Below are 16,864 nucleotides of genomic sequence, written 5' to 3' on the forward strand. Positions count from 1 at the left end.
TTTCGCAAAAATTTCAGTGGATATGGAACATTTGAAGAAGAAAAAAAGTTTTTCATGGAGAGATTTACTATATAAATCACTGCTATTTGTGGGCACTGTGACGCTGATTGTTTATTTCCTGCCACGTGACGGAAAATTCAATTACCAGTTTGACATCAATAAGCCCTGGAAATATGGGCAGCTGATCGCTACTTTCGACTTTCCTATTTATAAAGAGGATGCAGTAGTAAAAAGAGAGCAAGACAGTCTGATGGCTTTCTTCCAGCCTTATTACCAATTGGATAAAGACATCGAAAAAAATGCAATCGCCAAACTGAAAGAGAATTATCACACCAACCTGAAAGGAATTCTTCCTTCCATCGATTATTTGCGGTATATCGAGCGTACCTTAAAAGAAATCTATCAGGCAGGTATCGTATCGACAGAGAATATACAACAGCTTCAAAAAGACAGCACTTCATCCGTCATGGTGATTGACGATAAACTTGCCAACCCGCAGGCTACCGAAAACATTTACACGGTAAAGAAAGCGTATGAACACCTGCTAACAGCAGACTCGACCCATTTCAACCGGGAAGTATTAAGGCAATGCGCGCTGAACGAATACATTACTCCCAACCTCACTTTTGACGAGGAGCGCACCCAGGCTGCCAAAGAGGAGATATTAAATAATTATTCCTGGGCAAACGGACTGGTAGTCAGCGGGCAGAAGATTATCGACCGTGGAGAGATCGTTAGTCCGCATACCTATAATATCCTCGAATCATTGCGCAAAGAATCCATCAAACGCAACGAGTCTATGGGACAAAACCGTTTGATTCTCGGAGGTCAGGTTCTGTTTGTGGGTATGCTGATGCTTTGTTTCATGCTTTATCTCGATTTATTCCGGAAAGACTATTATCAACGAAAAGGCAGTCTGTCGTTACTATTCACCCTGATTGTGTTCTACAGCGTCATAACGGCTTTCATGGTGACACATAATATATTTAATGTGTACATCATCCCATACGCGATGCTGCCGATTATCATCCGTGTCTTTCTTGATTCGAGAACCGCTTTTCTGACGCACGTCATTACTATATTGATATGCTCCATCTCCTTGCGCTTCCCTCATGAGTTTATTCTGACGCAGTTGGCAGCGGGATTAGTGGCGATATTCAGCCTAAGGGAACTATCGCAGAGATCCCAGCTTTTCCGAACGGCCTTATTAGTGATACTGACTTATGCAGCCATTTATTTTGCTTTCGAACTGATGACGGAGAATGGTCTTTCCACCGACTTTTCGAAGTTGAATATACGTATGTACACTTACTTTATCATTAACGGAATCCTGTTATTATTCACTTATCCTTTATTATTCTTATTGGAAAAGACTTTCGGATTTACTTCCAATGTTACTTTGGTGGAACTTTCGAATATCAATAACGATCTTTTGCGGCAGATGTCTGAAACGGTTCCCGGAACCTTCCAACATTCCATGCAGGTGGCTAATCTGGCAGCGGAAGCCGCTATCCGCATTGGAGCAAAAAGCCAGTTAGTACGTACGGGGGCTTTGTATCACGATATCGGGAAGATGGAAAATCCGGCTTTCTTTACGGAGAATCAGTCGGGAGGGGTTAATCCGCATAAGAATTTGAATTACGAACAAAGTGCACAGGTCGTTATCAGCCATGTGACGGATGGATTGAAACTGGCGGATAAACACAATCTGCCTAAAGCGGTCAAAGATTTTATCAGCACTCATCACGGACGGGGAAAAACAAAATATTTCTATATTTCCTGGAAGAACGAGCATCCGGACGAAGAGCCGAATGAAGAATTGTTCACTTATCCCGGACCGAATCCGTTTACCAAAGAGCAGGCTATCCTGATGATGGCGGATGCTGTGGAAGCTGCCTCGCGCAGTCTTCCGGAATATACGGAAGAAACAATCAGCAACCTGGTCGACAAGATTATCGACTCGCAGGTTACTGAAGGTTACTTTAAGGAATGTCCTATCACTTTCAAGGATATAGCAACTGTGAAAGCTGTATTCAAGGAGAAACTAAAGATTGCTTATCACACCCGGATCAGTTATCCGGAGTTAAAGAAGTAAGCAGACCGGCGCAAGCGTCTTCCAACACATCGAGTACATATTCAAATCCTTCGGCCCCTCCATAATAGGGGTCGGGGACATGATCTGCAGGAATACGGGTGCAGTACTCCGTCATGCGATGAATCTTCTTCCATTCTTCGGGAGAAGGTGCTTTGTCTTTCAGGTCGTCTATGTTCCGGTCGTCCATACCGATTATCAAATCAAAATGATAGAAATCTTCTGTACGGATGGGGCGCGAACGATGCACCAATTGGTAACCGCGACGAGCCGCGTGAGCACGCATCCGGCTGTCCGGCAGTTCGCCCTGATGATAAGACAAGATTCCGGCGGAATCTATCACAAATTCTTTTTCCAATCCCGCTTCTTTTATCAAATGAAGCATCACGCCTTCAGCCGTAGAGCTACGGCAGATATTTCCAAGGCAGACAAACAATATCTTTTTCATAATTTCAGTTTTAACAGATTCAAGAATAAGCTAAATGATAATTTTGCGGAGTGCCCTGAAAGGGCTTAATTATATAGCGTAGGGTAACGCCCTACGCAAAAACGACAATCTGAATTTGCGCCCTGAAAGGGCATAATTGTATATAGTTCCGCCCTTTCAGGGCTTGTGGCTGGTGTGTTTTTTTCGTAGGGCGTTGCCCTACGCTATATAATTAAGCCCTTTCAGGGCGCCCCAATAAATATATAATTGTAAGGCTTTCAGCCTAACCGATAAATTCTCATTAACCACTAAATTCCCATTTAACGAACAATCATTTACAATGAGTTCAATATTTGATTTGCCCGGTTCACGGTTACTGCTGCCGGGGTTTCCGGCATACTACCCAAGTTGAACGGAGCAAGCATTTTCTCTATTTTCTTTAATCCGGCTTTATTTCCCTTTTTCTCAAATTCCTGACGGAGGATATTTATCTTCTCGTGCGCCTGAATTCCTTCAATCAAGCGTTCGAAACGGATACAGCTACGGGCACCCGGATATACAAGATAAGTATCTCCACCTGCCCAACTGCGGAAACGGGAATCGAGCAGCGGTTCCAATGGCCAGCTGTTGTATGCCCAACGCAAATAACCGTCCAGGTGTCTCTTAGAAGAATAATAACTTATCCAGACAGCTTCTGCAGGATCGGAGAAAGTAAATGTATTGGGGTGGGCTTCCGTACAGCAGGTGTAATAGTTGGTACGTTTGTTCTCTGCCGCACGGCGGAGACGTACTTCTTCGGGGAAGTTCTGTCCGATTACGATACAGTAATCATACAAATCGGGCTCAATCTCCGCATGGTAATTTCCTGCCAACGAAACTTTGAAATCCGGATCTGCTTTACGAATCACCTTCAAGGTCTTCTGTATCACCTCCATCGGACGTTCATCCATTGCAATAGCGCAGATATCGAACCATCCTTTTTCTTTCAGGTGCTTGGAGAAAGACGAAAGCATTGCTACCCACATTTCTTCGTAAGCCTCCTCGCCCGGTGCTGTTTTCACAAATTTCAGCGAGTTGGTTGCCTGGTCGTAATACTGGAATGACAACTCCCAGGGAACCATTGAATAACAGTTGATCTGTTTGTCAATGCCCACACTCATCATAAATTCTACCCAACGGTCGAAAATGGTATAGTCGAAAGACCATGTGCCGTCCGCCCGTTTCATCCAGGTAACCATTGTATCAAAATAATCTTCCGTCTGACCGTTCCAGGGTTTGTGCATCAAAGTAGCCGTGATAATCTTTTGTCCGGCGTCGGCCAGCATTTTCATCAAAGGACGCATGGCGTCTAAATGCTCCTGACTCCATAAAGGAACCTGATAGTAACGTGCCACTGCATAGGGACTTTGTCACAAATCCAAGTGGTAGGCCCACTCCGAAGGCGCCGGAAGTTCGCGGGAAGAAACCGTAATTTCCAGATTCAGGCGTTGCAACAGACGAGAGCCGTCGTTGATTAGCAACTCCCCTTTATACGTTCCGGGAACAGCCGATTGAGGAATCCAACATTGCACCCAGACAGGTTGAACAGTATGAGCAGGCAAAGCCATTGCTTTCAGACTGGTATCAATAGGATCAGCCACCAATAATGAATCATAATCCACCGCTTTCCGGTGTCCGCAGGCACCTCGACCGTCTTTGTTCAATTCATCCGTCATCACATAACGGACAAAACCGCCGGTGAATGCATCTTGGGGAAGAACATTTCCTTTCTTGTCTTTGAAATCACCAAAGCTGAAATTCAGGTCTTTCAGTTCTACACCTGTCCATACAACCGCTTGCGCGTTCACACGTTCACCACGCCAGCCTTTCAAAGCAACCGTTTGCTGGTTCTTCAACCGGGGAAGCCCGTGTTTTGCGTACCGGACGTCTGTTGTACCCCAAGACACTTGTGTTGTTGTCACTGCCGCCCATTCTTTATCAGACGGCGTAGCAGGGTCGGGCAATTCCTGATAAGTCAGTAAAGGGAACTTCGGTTGTCCTGTCGGAACACCACATTGAGTGACTCCTTGCTGGGCAAAAACTGCGCCTACGCTAAAGAGACAAGTCAGGGAAAAAATAGTAAGTCGTTTCATGGTTAGTTAATTAAATGATTAAAGGTTTTTATTAGGGGGAAAAATATTCAATCACATGGGGTCTACATCATAATAGACAATCAAAGATTTATAGCGTTCATCTTCCAACATCTCCCGTTGGATGCGCAACAGCAACTCCCGGGCACGTCCCATCGGAGCATTCTGCTCAATCTTGACGACAATCTTTTTGATAAACAACGTTTGGATACGGGCAACAGGAGGTTTATCCGGTCCCAATACCCGATTGCCAAATACCGCCCGCAGCTTATCCGCCATCACTACCGCCATCTGATCCAACAACGCTTCATTATGATTTTTCAGATAAACATATACCAACCGGTAATAAGGAGGATAATGGAACATCTGCCGTTCCGCCAACTGCCCGCCTACCATGTCTTCATAATCATTGGCAATGACCTGATGAATGATAGGATGCTCGATGCTCTTGGTTTGCAGCACCACCCTACCCCGTTTGTTCTTACGTCCGGCACGTCCCGCTACCTGCGCCATCAACTGGAAAGCGCGTTCATAGGAACGGAAATCCGGATAGTTCAGCATCGTATCGGCATTCAGTATACCGACAATACTGACATGATCGAAATCCAATCCTTTTGAAACCATTTGCGTGCCAATCAATATATCCGTCTTTCCCTGTTCGAAATCCGCAATAATCTTTTCATAAGCAGAGCGGGTACGTGTGGTATCCAAGTCCATTCGAGCCACTGCCGCTTCGGGAAAAAGGATTTTAATGTCATCTTCAATCTTTTCCGTACCAAAGCCACGGTTCACCAGTTCCGTACCTTCGCAGGCAGGACAGGATTTCGGCAGTTGGTAGGTATAACCGCAATAATGACAGGTTAGCTGATTGATTCCTTTATGATAGGTAAGGCTCACGTCGCAATTCTTACACTTGGGCACCCAACCGCAGGTACGACACTCCACCATCGGAGCAAACCCACGACGGTTCTGAAAGAGAATCACTTGCTCTTCCTGTTCCAAAGCCTCTTTCATGTATTGTATCAAGAGCGGTGAGAATTGTCCCACCATCCTCTTTTTGCGATGCAATTCCTTTATATCTACTGGAATAATCTCCGGCAATTGAATTTCTTTATATCGTTCTTTCAGTTGTACAAAACCATATTTCCCCTCCCCTGCATTCTGCCACGATTCGATAGAAGGAGTAGCCGTTCCCAATAGGGTTTTAGCTCCATACATGGCAGCCAGTACAATCGCAGCGCTACGGGCATGATAGCGGGGAGCGGGATCTTGTTGCTTATACGTATTTTCGTGCTCTTCGTCCACAATCACCAATCCCAGATTTCGGAAAGGAAGAAACACGGAAGAGCGAACACCCAGGATAATATCATACCCATTCTCTCCCAGTTGTTTCCGCCATATTTCAACCCGTTCGGCATCGGGGAATTTAGAATGGTAGATCCCCAGGCGAGCACCGAAGACCCGTTGCAGACGCTCTGTAATTTGAGTAGTCAAGGCAATCTCCGGCAACAAATATAAGACTTGTTTTCCCTGACGAATCGTTTCTTCAATCAGATGGATATACACTTCCGTCTTCCCGCTGGACGTTACTCCATGAAGCAGACACACGTTTTTCTCCTGGAAAGACTGAACGATTTCATCATGTGCCCGTTGCTGAAACTCGTTCAAGGCGTTCAGCTCGACCACTTCTTTCTCCTGTTTATTCAACCGTCCGATTTCGTGATAGTAGATTTCGAAAATCTTCTTATCCACCAGCCCGTTCAGTACCGAAGGGGCCACATTAGCCCGTTGCAACAATTCTTTCTTGGAGACTTCTTTCGGAGTTCCGGTTCCTAAAATACCTGAATACTCTACATACTTCATGAGCAACGCCAGTTGCTTCGGAGCACGAGACAGAATATCAAACAGAATATGGAGTTGCTTTTCATCTGCCGTACCCGCAAGCCGCACCCGTGCCTCTGTCTTAGGCTTATAAGTACGTTTCAATTCTTCCTTTACAAAAATGGCTTCTTTATCGAGCAGGGACTTGATGGCGGTAAGAATATTTTTTATGCCGCTGTCTTTCTCCAGTTTAGTGACGGACTGCTGCGCATCTACGGCAAGTAAATCCAAAATGCGTTGTTCCCGTTCCGGCAATGGCGCATCCGCCTCAAAATCGGGATTATATTCAACAATCGTTTCACTCTCCAGCTTCAGACCGGAAGGAAGTGCCGCTTTATACACATCTCCCTGTGTACAAAGATAGTAATCGGCTATCCATTCCCAAAATTTGAACTGAACGGGTAGTAAAATGGGAGAAGCATCCAGCAATGCAGATATATCTTTCACTTCGTACTCCGTTGGAGCACAATAATGAACGTTAAGGACGATAGCCGTATAAAACTTCTTTCGCCCGAAAGGAACTACCACACGGCAGCCTATCTTCGCATCTTCCGCACATTCGTCCGGCAAAGAGTAAGTGAAACTCTTCGGAAGCGGAAGCGGTAATATGACATCTACATATTTTTTCATTGCAGGTACAAAAATACAATAAAAAATGGGGAATGAAAAAAGAAGGAAGAGAGAACACTCAAAAGAAAAACGCTTCTTAAGGCAGGATTGGGCAGAAACAGTTTCGAGGCTGCAACAGGGCAGCCCTCGAACAAAAAAAAGAGTTCCCGTTCACCGGAAACTCTTTTTCATATACGATGTAAAGTGACAGACTATTTAAAAAATATAGGCAACAGATACCTGCCAAGTCTTAGTCTTATAAGAAGCGTCTGTTCCTTCAATATCCGCAGTGTCGCCCAATGGGATATTGTAGTTAGCACCTACCTGCAGATGGTTCAGCAACTTCAAACCGGCACCCACATTAATACCTACTTGCGCTTTCTTCTTATCAATTCCCGATTTCTTTTCAAAATCGAAATAAAAATCAGGACCTGCAGCAAGATAAATACCGGCCATACTTCCCAAACCGATTGTATATTTCAGGTTTACAGGAATATCAATACCGTTTTGCTTGATAGTCAAATCCTCGTTTCCTTCAGAAACCTTTATACCTCTTTGAGCAAAAAGCAAGGCAGCATCTACTCCCAACCCTACGATTGGAATATTAAACTCGGCCATCGGACCAATAAAGAAACCGGTAAAATTATCCTTCTTAAAGTTATCGCCTACATTAGAGAAACTCGCCTTCGACAAGTTCAAACCTCCTTTTACACCAAAGTGTATTTGCGCCTGGGCAGGCATCGCCATACCGATACATACGGCAATCATTAAAGCACCAAAAATCTTTTTCATAAATTTACGTGTTTATAATTCGGGACAAAGATATATAATTAGAATAAATAAACACAATTTATCGGTTTTTTGTTCGCTCAAAGTCGCTGTTGTTCACTTAATCCGACGCCCATACATTTATATTTGCTCTTTTGAAGATTGAACTTACAATAGAGCATCAGTTTCATCTAACACTCACAGACTAATAAGAAATTCTTATTAGTTCAATTTTCATCCTATCTATCATCTATAAATCTTGGGAAAATGATAGTTAATCAAATTTACTTCCTGATTATCATACATAACCTTTTCAGCCAACACGTACGGCAAGTGGTCTGCTCCAATGCAAGTTCTTTTTCTAAATGCCGCACCCGGTCACATTGCTTCAACCATTTGCCCTGCAGTGCATCATACAAAAATTTAGCTCCTTTATACATGGTGATTTCCTTATCTTGTTTGCCTAAAAGTGATGCGTATATTGAACAGACTTGAGATTTATCCATGCAATATCGTTCCAACTTTTCGATATACATCAATGTAATCCCCTTTTTATTCCGGTTGATAAAATCCTGAATACTTTCATCGTCGATGATGTCGATGTCAGCTCTTTGGTAGTCCACGGTGATTTCTCTTATCTCTATCAAGACCCAAATATATTCTGTCTCGAATCCGTACTTTGCAGCCGCTTCTTCTATACTAATCCATTGTGCCATAGCGTTTGTTCTTTTATGTGTGATACAATAAGGGATGAATAATGTTTTATTCATGTATATTAGCACAACGAGCATCCACTCTTTTTGCAGTCCGCCGGATGGAGATTGGCTAGGTTAAATTGTGGGGTAATTGATAACCGGCCGAATACAAGAAAGACGCAGATGCTGCTGTACCATTATCCGACCTTAAGGCTAGCAACACCTTTAAAGAAGATAATGATAACAGCAGACACCCACGTCAATCGTTTATATATAACACATCTCTTACGGATATGTTGATATACAGCCGTTCACGTGGAGTATCTACCGTATCATCTCTCTCTTTTGAAAGTTTGCTATTTTTAAGGTCGAGAGATAATACGCTTTTACTCCATATAGGAAATAAAAACCGCTTTCTGTCTATTTCATCACGCTGATGGGCTGAAAGCGTATGACAAAGATATATGTTTTTTTTGAAAGGTAGCAGAAATATGGAAATAAATATAGGAAGTTCTGTATTAAAATGAATTTGATAAAATATAATCCTGTTTCTTATTTCTGATTACCGAAATCCGTCACCAATAAAAATAAATAAGCAATTTTACTCTCATACTCTCATCAATCGTTTAAAAAGCCTTTATTCATCGGAGTTACAGGTATGAGAGTAAGTATGATAGTAAGATGAGAGTAACTTTTACTCTCATTGTAGTGTACTAAATAAGTTGACACTTCTTAAATGCGAAATTCCCATGAAAGAATTAAAAAAGAAGTACACTCCTTACACAGAATCCGAACGAATGTCTTATATTCGTGAGTATTTATCTACTTCGGAAACGAAGTATCAGTTTGCCAAACGTACCGGTATTTGCCGTCGTCTGCTGATTCTTTGGCTTGATAAGTATCATATAAATGATAAAGTTATGAGTACAGACCACCCCTCTTTCAACAAATACTCTGCTGAGTCTCTCAATGAACTGGAGAAAGAACTCGCTGCATTGCGTGCCGAAAATCGCAAACTTCAGCGTACTCTTCAGGAGGAAAGTCTTCGTCATGAAGCTTGTGAGGAATTAATAAATCTTGCTGAGTCAACCTATCACATCAAGGTTCGAAAAAACTCCGATGCCAAGTAATCGATACCTTGTCACAGGGGAACTCTGCCCGTCATATGCGCGGTAGGCTACAGTTCCTCTGTGATTACTTCGGCATAACCAGACAAGGTTATTATAAGCATGTCAACAGAAAAAAGGAAATAGACATCCTCACATCAAGCATTGTGTTGTATTGTAATGAGTTACGTAAACTTATGCCTAAGGCTGGTATACGTGAACTCTATGCATGCTGTCTCCGCAAGTTTGGTGTCAGGATGGTCATTGGGCGTGATCAATGCTATAATATTTTTCGTGCTAATGGCCTGTGTCAACGTGTCAGACATGTGAGACCAAAGACAACAAATTCTAATCATAATTATTACATTTATCCGGACTTGCTAAATGTTACTCCTAAATTTGTAGCTGACACATTCGGTTCAATGGTTGTAGCGGACATAACCTATGTTGCCACGTACCAGGGATGGGCTTACCTGTCTCTTCTTACCGATGCGGGCAGTCGGGCGATAGTTGGATATGCCCTGTGCAAAACACTTGAAGCGGAAGGTCCCTTAAAGGCACTGAGGATGGCTATAGACTTTTACAACAGATACAATGTTGATTTGAGTAGTCTCATACACCATTCTGACCGGGGAGTGCAATACTGCTCAAACCTGTATGTGGATATGCTCAAGAAACATCATATCAATATTAGTATGACGCAGTGTGGAGATCCGCTACATAATGCCCTGGCTGAACGGATGAATAACACGATCAAGAATGGGTGGTTGTTTGACTGCGAAGATGACAGCTTTGAACAGTTGGATAAACGTATAAGCGACGCCATATATGCATACAATTATGTTCGACCCCATCAAGGTATACAAATGAAAACACCGATGGAACATATTCGTAAGTACGCGGAAAAAGGTAGTTGAAGTCCCGCTCGTCGGGACGGGTGCTCCCGCCCCTTGCCGCGAGGGCGATCCCCGAGCGAAGAGTTTTTGTTGTTTAATGAAGTTTACAGCCCGAAGTCTTGCATTTATAAGAAAAGATACATATGTTTGCAACATCTTTAATATGACAACTTATTAAGGAATTACAAAGGGACAAGTAAACTTATTTAGGTTTTAAAATATATTGAGTTAACTAACTTAGGTATAACAAACGAAGTTGTCAACTAAATCCAGTACAGTACACATCCAAGCAAGCAAACGTCGGTTTCCAGCGTAGGAAACTAGAGTTCCGAGGCGGGAAACCGCAGTTTCCAAGGCAGGAAACGACAGTGTCCATGTATGGATACCGCAGTTTCCGTACGTAGATACTGCAGTCTCCTTATAGGGATACCATGAACCTCCCATAGCTTTACATAAGGAAATCAAGGGCCTTTCTTCAGTTATATTATGCGTTGCAGATACTTTATCTGCAACGTATCTGCAACAGGTATCTGCAACGCTCCAACTGCCTATTTACTAATACATTACAAGCGTTTTGTTGCAGGTGGCAGATACTTTGATGTTTTTTAAACTTTATGGGAGAAGATTATACTCATTCTTACTACTATGAAAACAAATCATTTAACGCCTCGCTCATACTAGGATGAGTAAAAATGAAGTCACGCAGGAAAGTATAATCCTGACCTGTCTTCATTGCAACAGCAACTATATTGATTACTTCGCTGGAATCAGGCGCAAACAGCATACAGCCCAATATTTTTCCCGTATTCTTATCAATGACAGCTTTCAAAAGGCCATCCGTTTCTCCCAATGTTTTCGCTCTTGGTATCGCCATAACGGGTAATTTCTTGATAATAATATCCAAATTCTGCTTACGGGCCTCTTCTTCATTCAATCCGATACGTGCTAATGGAGGATCAATAAAAACAGAGTAGCTAACCGGATTGCGATCATTGGTTGTCCGTTCTTTATCGCCAAACAGATCCTCCCGGATAATCCGGTAATCATCCAATGAAATATAAGTGAACTGCAAACCACCTTTCACATCACCAACGGCACGTATATTCGGTTGGGTTGTTTTCAGGTATTCATCCACAATGATCGCTCCGCGTGCATCCGTCTCCACTCCGGCCACTTCCAAATTCAGATCTTTCGTGTTCGGCCGGCGTCCTGTAGCCAGCAATACAGCATCAGCTTCAAGTTCCACCACCTCACCAGTTTGTGAATCAGAAAAAACAACGACTGCTCCATCTTCGATATGTTTCACAGATTGAACCTTTGCATTCATTCGAAAAACAATGCCTTTTTTCTCTAATGTTTCTTTTACACTTGCAGCAATATCCCGGTCTTCACGCACAATCAGTTCAGGATAACTTTCGAGTACGGTCACCTGTGAACCGAACGAAGCATACATAGACGCAAACTCCAAACCGATGTAACCGCCACCGATAATAACCAGCCGGCGGGGAAGCTCGGTCAATTCCATGATTGAGGTACTTGTATAAACCAACGGATTACCTGCAACTCCCTCAATGGGAGGAATAACTGTTTCTGCTCCCGTATTGATAATGATTTGCTTCGATGTCAGCATTATTTCTTCAGTAGATGTACGGACAGAAACCACATCGGAAGAGACAAAAGAACCTACACCTGTATAGACTGTTACATTGGGATTATCTGCCAGGTTATGGTAATTCTTATTTCTCAATGCACTTGTCACAGCCTCTTTCACAGAAATGGCATTGCGATAGAACTCACTCCTTTCTTCAAATGTAGCGTCTTTCATACCGGAAGCAATTTTAGCCTGATGAACCAATGTCTTGGTCGGAATACAGCCAATATTAATACACGTTCCTCCATACATTTTATCCGAACGTTCAACAATGGCAACTTTTCGCCCACGCTTTGCAAACTCTGCCGCAAGAGTCTTCCCTCCCTTGCCAAAACCGATAATAATAACGTCAAATGCATTCATATCCATATAGTTTTAATTGGTTCTAAATTTACTTGTTAAGTTCATAACTAATGATGTTGCAAAGTTCACTGTTTTTAAAGTAATGAACAATAACTATTTTACCGGATAAGTTAGCAATTATTCCCATATAGAATAAAAGTAACAAATAATCAAAATCGCCGGAGCAGATCAGTGACCTGCCCGGCGATTTCCCTATTGAATCGATTCCCACTTACTATCTATCAACGGTTGGGATGAATATCCAGTTTGACTGGTTTAATCATATTTTCAGGTTCCAGAATGGTATCCAAATCTTTCTTGGAAAGGATATTATGTTCCAAAACAAGTTCATACACTCCCTTTCCTGTTTCCAATGCTTCTTTAGCTATCTTAGTAGAATTTTTATAACCAATCACCGGATTCAGGGCTGTCACTACGCCAATGCTGTTGTGCACATCTCTCCGGCATTTTTCTTCATTGGCTGTAATGCCGTCGATGCATAACGTACGCAAGGTATCGAAGCCATTCATCAACAAGTCGGCAGACTCGAAACAGCATTGCGCCATCACCGGCTCCATCGCATTCAGCTCCATTTGAGCGGCTTCGCCACTCATAGCCACACAAAGATCATTTCCTATCACCTTATAAGCCACCTGATTCATCACTTCAGGAATCACCGGGTTCACTTTTCCCGGCATGATGGATGAGCCCGGTTGCATAGCCGGCAGATTAATTTCGCCCAATCCGCAACGCGGACCGGAAGCCAGCAACCGCAAGTCATTGCATATCTTATTCATTTTGACAGCTATACGCCTCATCGCTCCCGAATAACCTACCATGCAGGAAGTGTCCGAAGTGGCCCCCACCAAATCATCGGCTAGTTTTATATCCAGTCCCGTAATCTTGCGCAAAGCGGCAATACACTTCTCCGCATATTCCGGTTCGGCGGTGATTCCGGTTCCGATGGCTGTGGCTCCCATGTTGACTGTCAGAAAGTCCTGCGCGGCAAAATCAAGATTCTTCACTTCATGTTCAAGAATACTCGCAAACCCGTTGAAGGTCTGTCCGAGAGTCATTGGTACGGCATCTTCCAGTTGGGTACGTCCCATTTTGATGATATGCGCAAACTCATTTCCTTTCTTCCGGAAAGCCTCTATCAACACCTCGAAATGCTTAACTAATTTCAAATGAGTGTAATAGAGTCCAATGTGGATGGCGGTGGGATAAGCATCGTTGGTAGATTGCGAGCGGTTGACATGATCGTTAGGCGAACAGTATTGATACTCTCCGCGCTGATGCCCCATCAATTCCAATGCCCGGTTGGCAACCACTTCATTGATATTCATGTTCGTGGTAGTACCCGCTCCTCCCTGAATCATATCTACGGGGAACTGTTCGTGATGCTTTCCTTCAAGTATTTCTTTACAAGCTCTCAAGATAGCATCCGTTTGTTCTTCGGTTAATAAGTCCAGTTCGCGGTTGGCAACGGCGGCTCCCATCTTTGTGATAGCCAATGCCTGGATAAACAAAGGGTACTCATTTAAATGAAACTTACTGATGCGAAAGTTTTCGATACCGCGGAGCGTCTGTACTCCGTACAGTGCACTTTCCGGCACTTCACGACTACCTATCAGGTCACTCTCCGTACGAGTTTTTTTTGATAAATTTTGTTCCATATCGGTTGTTTTATAATAATAACAGTTTCGTTAGTTCTTATAATAACCAATGAGTTTAGTTATTGTTTTAATAAATATGCAAAAACTATTCAAAGACTTTTTTGTTGTTAATACAAGAAAAAGAAAATACAAAGAGAGAAATCACTTATCTTTGTTGAGAACTTAAAACAGCATCTTATGATATTACAATTAGCATTTGTTCTGACAGCTATTATTATTGGCGCACGCTTGGGAGGTATCGGCCTCGGCGTGATGGGAGGAGTTGGATTGGCTATACTTACGTTCGTTTTTGGTTTACAACCCACCGCGCCTCCTATCGACGTTATGTTAATGATTGCCGCTGTGATTTCGGCTGCTTCCTGTATGCAAGCAGCCGGCGGACTGGACTATATGGTGAAACTGGCAGAACATTTGCTTCGTAAGAATCCTTCACACGTCACCTTGCTTAGTCCGCTGGTGACTTACCTGTTTACTTTTGTAGCCGGAACGGGACACGTCGCCTATTCTGTGTTGCCGGTCATCGCGGAGGTTGCCACCGAAACCAAAATCCGTCCGGAACGTCCGTTAGGTATTGCCGTCATTGCTTCCCAACAGGCCATTACAGCAAGTCCGATTTCCGCGGCTACCGTAGCACTTCTCGGACTCTTAGCCGGATTCGATATTACCCTGTTCGACATTCTCAAAATTACGATTCCCGCTACCATTGTCGGCGTGTTGGTCGGTGCTTTATTCTCTATGAAAGTCGGTAAAGAGCTGGTGGAAGACCCCGAATATCAGAAACGTCTGAAAGAAGGACTGTTCAACAATAAAAAGATAGAGATTAAAGATGTGAAGAACAAACGTTCCGCTATGATTTCCGTCCTTATCTTTATATTGGCAACTGCGTTTATCGTACTCTTCGGTTCTTTTGAAGGAATGCGCCCCAGTTTCCTGATCGACGGGGAAATAGTTACATTAGGAATGTCTTCCATCATCGAAATCGTGATGTTATCGGCTGCTGCCATTATCCTGTTAGTGACCAAGACCGACGGAATCAAAGCAACACAAGGTTCCGTATTTCCGGCAGGTATGCAGGCAGTGATTGCCATCTTCGGTATTGCCTGGATGGGAGATACCTTCCTTCAGGGAAATATGGGACAGCTAACTCTTTCTATTGAAGGGATCGTGCAACAAATGCCGTGGCTGTTTGGTGTCGCGCTGTTTGTGATGTCTATTCTACTATACAGCCAGGCTGCCACAGTTCGGGCACTTGTGCCTCTGGGCATTGCGTTGGGGATTTCGCCTTATATGCTGATCGCCTTGTTTCCGGCAGTGAACGGATATTTCTTTATTCCGAATTACCCTACCGTAGTGGCCGCCATCAATTTCGACCGTACCGGGACAACAAAAATCGGCAAGTATGTGTTGAATCATTCGTTCATGATGCCCGGCTTGGTATCGACGATTGTTGCCATTGCCCTGGGACTGCTCTTTATACAAATATTTTAATATACATATATTATTAACCTAAACATCATTCAGTTATGAAACAATTCAAAAGCTTTGGACTGGTAGTAGTCACACTACTATTTTCTGTAACAATGGCATTTGCCGCCAAACCGAACATTCATATCCTTGCCACCGGAGGAACGATTGCAGGCACAGGAAGTTCAGCTACCGGAACCAGCTACACAGCAGGACAAGTTGCCATCGGCGCACTACTTGATGCCGTGCCCGAAATTAAGGACATCGCCAACGTGACCGGAGAACAGATTGTCAAAATCGGTTCGCAGGACATGAACGACCAGGTTTGGCTGACGCTTGCCAAAAAAATAAACGAACTATTGAAACGCCCGGACATCGACGGCATCGTGATTACTCACGGAACCGATACGATGGAAGAAACAGCCTACTTCTTGAACCTGACCGTTAAAAGTGACAAACCGGTGGTACTGGTAGGTGCCATGCGTCCGTCTACGGCTCTAAGTGCCGACGGCCCGTTGAATCTTTATAACGCCGTAGTTACCGCCGCCGCAAAAGAATCCAAAGACAAAGGAGTACTGGTTGCCATGAACGGACTGATCCTTGGAGCACAGAGTACGGTTAAAATGAACACGGTCGACGTGCAAACTTTCCAAGCTCCCAACTCCGGCGCGCTGGGTTATGTGTTGAACGGAAAAGTATTCTACAATCAGGTGACGCTAAAAAAACATACCACCCAATCCGTTTTCGATGTTACTCATCTGAACGCACTTCCTAAAGTAGGTATCGTATACAGCTATTCCAACATCGAAGCAGATATGGTCACTCCGATGCTCAACAACGGCTATAAAGGCATTATCCATGCAGGAGTAGGAAATGGAAATATCCATCAGAATATCTTCCCGGTACTGACAGACGCCCGTCAGAAAGGAATCCTTGTAGTCCGTTCTTCCCGTGTCCCGACAGGTCCTACCACACTGGATGCAGAGGTAGACGACGCCAAATATCAGTTTGTGGCTTCACAGGAACTGAATCCGCAGAAATCACGCGTTTTGTTAATGCTTGCACTAACCAAAACAACTGACTGGAAACAAATTCAGCAATATTTTAACGAATACTAAAAGCCTGACC

General features: G+C 43.5%; 11 protein-coding genes and 1 pseudogene. 5 read left to right on the forward strand and 7 right to left on the reverse strand.

Annotated elements, in window-relative coordinates; all coding sequences use genetic code 11:
- Nucleotides 1-22: 22 nt before the first annotated feature.
- Nucleotides 23-2,095: an HD family phosphohydrolase gene (locus INE92_RS16475; RefSeq protein ID WP_015531725.1), complete on the forward strand. Its 2,073-nt coding sequence runs from the start codon at nt 23-25 to the stop codon at nt 2,093-2,095.
- Here INE92_RS16475 and INE92_RS16480 read toward each other — a convergent pair.
- From INE92_RS16480 to INE92_RS16500, 5 genes and pseudogenes are all read right to left on the reverse strand, one after another.
- The gene (locus tag INE92_RS16480; protein WP_015531726.1) at nt 2,070-2,540 is read right to left on the reverse strand and encodes a low molecular weight protein-tyrosine-phosphatase; all 471 of its coding nucleotides are present in this window, start codon (nt 2,538-2,540) and stop codon (nt 2,070-2,072) included. The two genes, INE92_RS16475 and INE92_RS16480, sit on opposite strands and share 26 nt — an antisense overlap.
- Nucleotides 2,541-2,854: 314 nt before the next feature.
- A pseudogene (locus INE92_RS16485) lies at nt 2,855-4,651 on the reverse strand (DUF4091 domain-containing protein).
- 51 nt (nt 4,652-4,702) lie between these two features.
- Complete coding sequence (gene priA, locus INE92_RS16490; RefSeq protein ID WP_151936646.1) at nt 4,703-7,159, reverse strand: replication restart helicase PriA; 2,457 nt, start codon at nt 7,157-7,159, stop codon at nt 4,703-4,705.
- A 195-nt stretch (nt 7,160-7,354) separates the two neighbouring features.
- Nucleotides 7,355-7,930 carry a porin family protein gene (locus tag INE92_RS16495; RefSeq protein ID WP_004313444.1) on the reverse strand — a complete coding sequence of 192 codons (576 nt, stop codon included), beginning with the start codon at nt 7,928-7,930 and terminating at the stop codon, nt 7,355-7,357.
- A 260-nt stretch (nt 7,931-8,190) separates the two neighbouring features.
- Nucleotides 8,191-8,622 (reverse strand): hypothetical protein, encoded by a 432-nt coding sequence (locus INE92_RS16500; protein ID WP_008645724.1) that lies wholly within the window; start codon nt 8,620-8,622, stop codon nt 8,191-8,193.
- 728 nt (nt 8,623-9,350) lie between these two features.
- Here INE92_RS16500 and INE92_RS16505 point away from each other — a divergent pair.
- Nucleotides 9,351-9,731: a transposase gene (locus tag INE92_RS16505; protein ID WP_211421185.1), complete on the forward strand. Its 381-nt coding sequence runs from the start codon at nt 9,351-9,353 to the stop codon at nt 9,729-9,731.
- Between the two features lie 35 nt (nt 9,732-9,766).
- Complete coding sequence (locus INE92_RS16510) at nt 9,767-10,624, forward strand: IS3 family transposase (RefSeq protein ID WP_015533000.1); 858 nt, start codon at nt 9,767-9,769, stop codon at nt 10,622-10,624.
- Nucleotides 10,625-11,246: 622 nt separating this feature from the next.
- Here the strand turns inward: INE92_RS16510 and INE92_RS16515 are convergent.
- Both INE92_RS16515 and INE92_RS16520 read right to left on the reverse strand, forming a co-directional pair.
- Nucleotides 11,247-12,617 (reverse strand): FAD-dependent oxidoreductase, encoded by a 1,371-nt coding sequence (locus tag INE92_RS16515; RefSeq protein WP_008645723.1) that lies wholly within the window; start codon nt 12,615-12,617, stop codon nt 11,247-11,249.
- A gap of 221 nt (nt 12,618-12,838) precedes the next feature.
- A complete protein-coding gene (locus tag INE92_RS16520; protein ID WP_008645722.1) occupies nt 12,839-14,272 on the reverse strand; it encodes an aspartate ammonia-lyase in 1,434 nt (477 codons plus the stop codon).
- Nucleotides 14,273-14,449: 177 nt separating this feature from the next.
- On the opposite strand from INE92_RS16520, the gene INE92_RS16525 reads away from it, so the two are divergent.
- Entirely contained in the window at nt 14,450-15,760 is a 1,311-nt protein-coding gene (locus INE92_RS16525; RefSeq protein WP_004313440.1) for an anaerobic C4-dicarboxylate transporter family protein, read from the forward strand.
- A 35-nt stretch (nt 15,761-15,795) separates the two neighbouring features.
- Nucleotides 15,796-16,854: an L-asparaginase 2 gene (gene ansB, locus INE92_RS16530; protein ID WP_008023076.1), complete on the forward strand. Its 1,059-nt coding sequence runs from the start codon at nt 15,796-15,798 to the stop codon at nt 16,852-16,854.
- Nucleotides 16,855-16,864: the final 10 nt, after the last annotated feature.

Source organism: Bacteroides xylanisolvens (genome assembly GCF_018289135.1).
Lineage (GTDB): Bacteria > Bacteroidota > Bacteroidia > Bacteroidales > Bacteroidaceae > Bacteroides > Bacteroides xylanisolvens.